6 protein-coding genes and 1 pseudogene are annotated in these 5,689 nt (G+C 68.9%); 4 read left to right on the top strand and 3 right to left on the bottom strand.

Annotated features, from left to right (window positions below; all coding sequences use genetic code 11):
* Positions 1-293: pseudogene (locus AC31A1_RS45685) on the bottom strand (hypothetical protein); the annotation flags it as partial.
* Positions 294-398: 105 nt separating this feature from the next.
* On the opposite strand from AC31A1_RS45685, the gene AC31A1_RS45680 reads away from it, so the two are divergent.
* The 3 genes from AC31A1_RS45680 (at position 399) to AC31A1_RS45670 (ending at position 2,511) form a co-directional block, all read left to right on the top strand.
* Positions 399-1,472 (top strand): sialidase family protein, encoded by a 1,074-nt coding sequence (locus tag AC31A1_RS45680; protein ID WP_489658974.1) that lies wholly within the window; start codon positions 399-401, stop codon positions 1,470-1,472.
* Between the two features lie 37 nt (positions 1,473-1,509).
* Positions 1,510-2,250, top strand: a complete 741-nt coding sequence (gene npdG, locus AC31A1_RS45675; protein WP_403602172.1) for an NADPH-dependent F420 reductase — start codon at positions 1,510-1,512, stop codon at positions 2,248-2,250.
* 90 nt (positions 2,251-2,340) lie between these two features.
* Positions 2,341-2,511 carry a hypothetical protein gene (locus tag AC31A1_RS45670; protein WP_327404561.1) on the top strand — a complete coding sequence of 57 codons (171 nt, stop codon included), beginning with the start codon at positions 2,341-2,343 and terminating at the stop codon, positions 2,509-2,511.
* Here the strand turns inward: AC31A1_RS45670 and AC31A1_RS45665 are convergent.
* Both AC31A1_RS45665 and AC31A1_RS45660 read right to left on the bottom strand, forming a co-directional pair.
* Positions 2,501-3,298, bottom strand: a complete 798-nt coding sequence (locus AC31A1_RS45665) for a site-2 protease family protein (protein ID WP_489658973.1) — start codon at positions 3,296-3,298, stop codon at positions 2,501-2,503. The two genes, AC31A1_RS45670 and AC31A1_RS45665, sit on opposite strands and share 11 nt — an antisense overlap.
* Before the next feature lie 88 nt (positions 3,299-3,386).
* On the bottom strand, positions 3,387-4,784 hold the full coding sequence (locus AC31A1_RS45660) for a recombinase family protein (RefSeq protein WP_489658972.1): 1,398 nt from the start codon (positions 4,782-4,784) through the stop codon (positions 3,387-3,389).
* A gap of 119 nt (positions 4,785-4,903) precedes the next feature.
* Between AC31A1_RS45660 and AC31A1_RS45655 the strand changes: the two genes are divergently transcribed.
* Positions 4,904-5,689: AfsR/SARP family transcriptional regulator (locus AC31A1_RS45655; protein ID WP_489658971.1), on the top strand; the 786-nt coding region annotated here is incomplete at its 3' end.

Here is a 5,689-nt window from a genome sequence, read left to right as displayed (position 1 = left end):
CGCCGGGCCGCCTCGATCCGGCCGAGCCCGACGGCCAGGTGCGCCGGATCCGAGGGGCGCGCGTCATGCCGTACGAGAGTCGGTGCCAGCTCCGGCGTACCCGACCAGGCCGCCTCGTCGACGAGGTGCGCCGCGAGATGCCACGGCTCGTACGCGGGCGTGCCCACCAGCAGCAGCCCACCCCCGTGCGACACCACCGACCCGCGCAACACCCCCGCGAACCGTCGCGTCGCCCCCAACCACTCGGTCCCGGCGAGCACTTCACGCAACAGTGCGACCCGTACGGCATCCATGTCCGCGCATCCTGCCCCAACCGGCCGTTCGTGACGTGGAGTTCACCACGAATTCGCCCAACTTGGGGATGGTGCGGGCTCATAGGCCACACAAGGAGTCAACTCATGACAGAAGTAACCGTCCCCTTCGTCGCAGGCCAGGGAGGCTACGCGAGCTACCGGATCCCGGCGGTCGTGGTGAGTTCCGCCGGTACCGTCCTGGCGTTCTGCGAGGGCCGGGTCGACTCCGCGAGCGACCACGGCCACATCGAGATCGTCCTACGGCGCTCCACGGACGGCGGCCGCACCTGGGGCCCGCTCACCGCCGCCGCCACCAACGGCCCCCACCTCGCGGGCAATCCGGCCCCCGTCGTCCTCGACACCGGCCGCATCCTGCTCGTGTACGTCCGCGCGACGGCCACCGCCACCGAGGACGCCATCCTGCGCGGCCAGGTGCCGGCGGCCGACGGGCGGCGGATCTGGGTGCGCTACAGCGACGACGACGGTGTCACCTGGTCGAGTTCGAAGGAGATCACCGCGCAGGTGAAGAAGCCCGAGTGGCGCTGGTACGCCACCACGCCGGGGCACGCGATCCAGCTGAGCACCGGCCGTGTGGTCGTCGCCGCCAACCACACGATCCCGCCCACCGGCACCGACGTGGGCAATGAGGCGAAGTACAACAGCGGCCACTGTCTGCTCAGCGACGACAAGGGAGAGACCTGGTCGATCGGTTACGTCGACGAGAACCCGGACGGCTACGTCAACTGCAACGAGACCACCGCCGCCGAACTCCCCGACGGGCGCGTCTACTTCAACACCCGCAACGACGCGGCGGCCCCCGGTCACCGCGCCGACGCGTACTCGGCGGACGGCGGCAGGACCCTCGTGCGGCCCTTCCGCCCGCAGGCCGGCCTCACCGCCCCGATCTGCGAGGCCAGCGTCCTCCAACTCCGCGACCCCGACGTGCTGTTGTACTCCGGCCCCGGCGACCCGGCCGCCCGCGCCCTGATGACCCTGCGCGCCTCCACCGACGCCGGCACCACCTGGCGCCCCGTGCACACGGTCGACGGACTGCCCGCCGCCTACTCCGACCTCGTACGCGTCGACGACGACACGGTCGGACTCCTCTACGAGACCGGCGACTTCGGGCCGTACGAGACGATCACGTTCCGGCGGGTCCCCGTGACGGACCTCACCTGAGCCGATACGGGTGTGGAGGCGGACGTAAAGTCGGCCCATGACCTCTACCGACAGTGCTGCACAGACCCCCGCGACGGCCTCCGGGACCGCCCCCGCGAAGGCCCCCGCCAAGGACCCGTGGGACCTCCCCGACGTCTCCGGACTGGTCGTCGGCGTGCTCGGCGGGACCGGGCCGCAGGGCAAGGGCCTCGCCTACCGGCTCGCCAAGGCCGGCCAGAAGGTGATCATCGGCTCCCGCGCCGCCGACCGCGCGCAGGCCGCCGCCGACGAACTCGGCCACGGGGTCGAGGGCGCCGACAACGCCGAGACCGCGCGCCGCAGCGACGTCGTGATCGTCGCCGTGCCCTGGGACGGCCACGGCAAGACCCTGGAGTCGCTGCGCGAGGAACTGGCCGGCAAGCTCGTCGTCGACTGCGTCAACCCGCTCGGCTTCGACAAGAAGGGCGCCTACGCGCTGAAGCCGGAGGAGGGCAGCGCCGCCGAACAGGCCGCCGCCCTGCTGCCCGGCTCGCGGGTCGCCGCCGCCTTCCACCACCTGTCGGCGGTGCTGCTCATGGACACGGAGATCGCCGAGATCGACACGGACGTGATGGTGCTGGGCGAGGAGCGCGCCGACGTCGAGATCGTGCAGGCGCTGGCCGGCCGTATCCCCGGCATGCGCGGTGTCTTCGCCGGCCGGCTGCGCAACGCGCACCAGGTGGAGTCCCTGGTCGCGAACCTGATCTCCGTCAACCGCCGCTACAAGGCACACGCGGGACTGCGCGTCACGGACGTCTGAGCGGGTGGGGGACACTGGTGGCAACCAGCCCTCAGCGTCCCCCTGTGTTCTGCCTACGTTCTGCGTGATCTGCCGACAGGAGCCGACCCCATGCCCCGCCTCGCCCTCTACGCCCTCGTCGTCTGCCTGCTCGCCGTGGCCGCGGCGGTCGTCTCCTTCGTACAGGGCAGCCTGCTCGGGATCGTGTGGGTGCTGATCGCGGGCCTCTCGTCCAACATGTGCTGGTACTACCTGAAGCGCGGCCGCTCGGTCACCCGCTGATCGAGCAGAACTCGTTGCCGCCCTGCCAGAAGCGGTAGAGGTTCTGTCCGCAGTAGGTCTCGAAGTCGCTGATGCCCAGCCCGCGCAGGATCGCGTCGATCACATCGAAGAAGTACGTGTTGATCGACGGCACCCACAGCAGCGCGAACACGAACAGCAGGCCGAACGGCGCGAACGGCTCCACCTGCCGCTTGATGTTGTACGACAGCCAGGGCTCGATCACGCCGTAGCCGTCCAGGCCGGGCACCGGCAGGAAGTTCAGCAGCGCGGCCGTGACTTGGAGCAGCGCGAGGAACGCCAGCGCGAACCGGAAGTCCCGCGGCACCCCGTCGAGCGAGTGCAGCCAGAACGGCGCGGTGCAGACGGCCGCGAACAGCACGTTCGTCAGCGGACCCGCCGCCGAGATCAGGCTGTGCTTCCACCGGCCCTGGATCCGGTTGCGCTCGATGAACACCGCGCCACCGGGCAGACCGATGCCGCCCATGATGACGAAGATCACGGGGAGCACGATGCTGAGCAGCGCGTGCGTGTAGGCGAGGGGATTGAGGCTCAGGTACCCCTTGTCCCGGACGGTGAAGTCGCCCCCGTGCAGCGCCGTCCGCGCGTGCGCGTACTCGTGCAGACACAGGGAGACGATCCAGGCCGAGGTGACGAAGAGGAATACGGCAAGTCCTGGGGTCGATGCGAATCCCGTCCACACCGCCCATCCGGTGACTGCCGTGACAGCGGTGATCCCGAGAAAGACAGGGCTGATTCGCTGTCCGCTCGTACGCGAGGTGGTCGTCATGGGCGGGGCTCCTGATACGTGGCGGCCGACGTGACAAGAGCGTCGACTGTGATGGGCGAACGGGGACAACGTCTCGCGAGGCTGCCTGTTACCTGATGAACTTTGCAAGCCGTTCCTGGAAGCCGTCCGGGATCTCCAGACTGTGGCTGCCACGTTCGCGCGGATGGCACCTGACCGTGATCCCGGCGTGGATCAGATCCGCACCGATCTCGTCAACCGGCATGTTCTGCCAGCGCTCGGCGTAGGTTGTCCCCAGCGGCACGAACTGCCAGTGATCCTTGTCGACATCGTGAGACGGATGACTCGAACTGCCTCCGGCTCGCTGGACGTATACGCGGCGAGTGACTTCCACATCCCCGATTGCCTCGACCAGCATGCGCAGGACGGGAGTGACGATCTCCTCGTCGGGGGAGAACACGTAGCCGGGGCATGCAGGGGAGCCGACCCTCGAAAGACAGCGGATCTTCTCGCTCACCCGGTACGTCCCGTCCTTACGTCGTTTCCTCGTCGTGTGAAGCTGTAGGTTCTTGCCGCACCCGCCGCACTTGATCACGTTCAGGAGGGGTGTCCTGGGGGTCGCGGAACGCCGGCTGATCGGAGAGGCGGAGCCGGCCAAGGTGTCCTGAAGGCGGTCGAACACCTCCCGCTCCAGTACCCCCTCGGCAACCCGGACGGGATGGCCGTCCTGATCGTGGACCAGGACGCGCCTCTTGTATTTCCTACCGGGAACATCCTCGCTGCGCGTCTTCCAGCCCAACAGGGTGGGGGAGGTGAGGATTCCCTTCAACGTACGGGGATACCAGACGAAGTCCTTGCCGGTCTTGTTGCGTTGGTACGTATCCGCGGGGGCCGGAACTCCTCGTTCTTCGAAGTCCCGGCAGATGGCGTTGATCGGCTCGCCATCGACAACGCGCCGAGCGGCTTCCCGGACGACGTCCGCGGTTTGCGGGTTGACCTCCAGGTAGCGGGCACCGTCCTTCGCATAGGTGCGATATCCGAAGGGTGGCGAGCTGCCGCCCCATCGTGTGGACGTGAGCAGGTGCGCGCGTGATGAGGCGACCCGCTCGGCGGCGGCCTGGGCTTCCATCTGGGCGAACGTGGCAATCAGCGTAGCTGTCGCCTTCCCGGTCGGGCTCGTAAGGTCGAACGGCTCTGTAGCGGACGCCAACCCCTTTTTCCCATACTTCTCGGCCCACTCGATCATCTGGTGCAGGTCGCTGACTCGGCGAACGAATCGATCGAGTCGCCAAAATACGATGACGTCGAATTCGGGAGCACGGTCGTCGAGCCATCGGGACAGTTCCGGACGCTTCCACGGCGGCACTGCGGTGGCGGAGACAGACAGGTCTCTGGCAGTACCGACGACCTCCCAACCGCGCAGCTCGCAGAAGGACATGCAGTCTTCGATCTGCCGTTCCGGGCTGGTCGTGGACTCGGTCTGGACGGTCAGCCGGACGGTGATGAGTGCTCTGAGAGATCTGCCCATGGAAGGAAGGATATTTGTTTTGTATCTAAGTTACTTAGAGTTTCAGAAATCATCCCTGGGATCCCGACTGTGTGGGAGGGGTAGGCCTCCAGGGCCGTCTGGCAAGCGAGAATGACCCCGTGCGCTATCGCATTCTCGGCACCACTCAGGCACTCCGCCCCGACGGCACCCCCGTCCCGGTCGGCGGGGCGCGGCTGCGCGCCCTGCTCACCGTGCTCGCCCTGCGGCCCGGCAAGGCCGTACCCGCGAGCCTCCTGGTGGACGAGGTGTGGGGCGTGGACACGCCCGCCGACGCGACCGGCGCGCTACAGGCGCTGGTGGGCAGGCTGCGCCGGGCGCTCGGCGCCGACGCGATCACCTCGGCGGAGAGCGGCTACCGGCTCGCCGCCGCCCCCGACGACATCGACCTGCACCGTTTCGAGCGGCTGACGGGGGAGGGGTTGCGGGCGCTGGCCGACGGCAACCCCGCGAAGGCGTCCGAGGTCCTGGACGACGCGCTGGCCCTGTGGAACGGCCCGGCCCTGGCCGACCTCCCCGACCGCACGGCGGAAGCGGCCCGCTGGGAGACCCGCCACCTGGACGCCCGCCGAGTCCGCCTCACCGCGGCCCTGGCCCTCGACGGCGCGGACTCGGCCCTGCCCGAACTGACCGCCTTGTGCGACACCCACCCGCTCGACGAACCCCTCCAGTACCTGCGCCTACGAGCCCTGCGCGCGGCCGGCCGCACGGCGGAAGCACTGGCCGCCTACGAGGACGTACGACAACTCCTCGCGGACCGGCTGGGCTCCGACCCGGGACCCGAACTTCGGGCACTGCACGGGGAGTTGCTGAGCCCAGGGGACGCCGATCACCGTGAGCCCACAGGCAGCACCGGCAGCACCGGTCACCGCGCACCCCCGCCAGAC

The sequence above is a fragment of the Streptomyces sp. P5F9 genome (genome assembly GCF_057961495.1).
The sequence above is the reverse complement of the archived record's forward strand: the minus strand, read 5'-3'. Positions and strand labels throughout refer to the sequence as shown.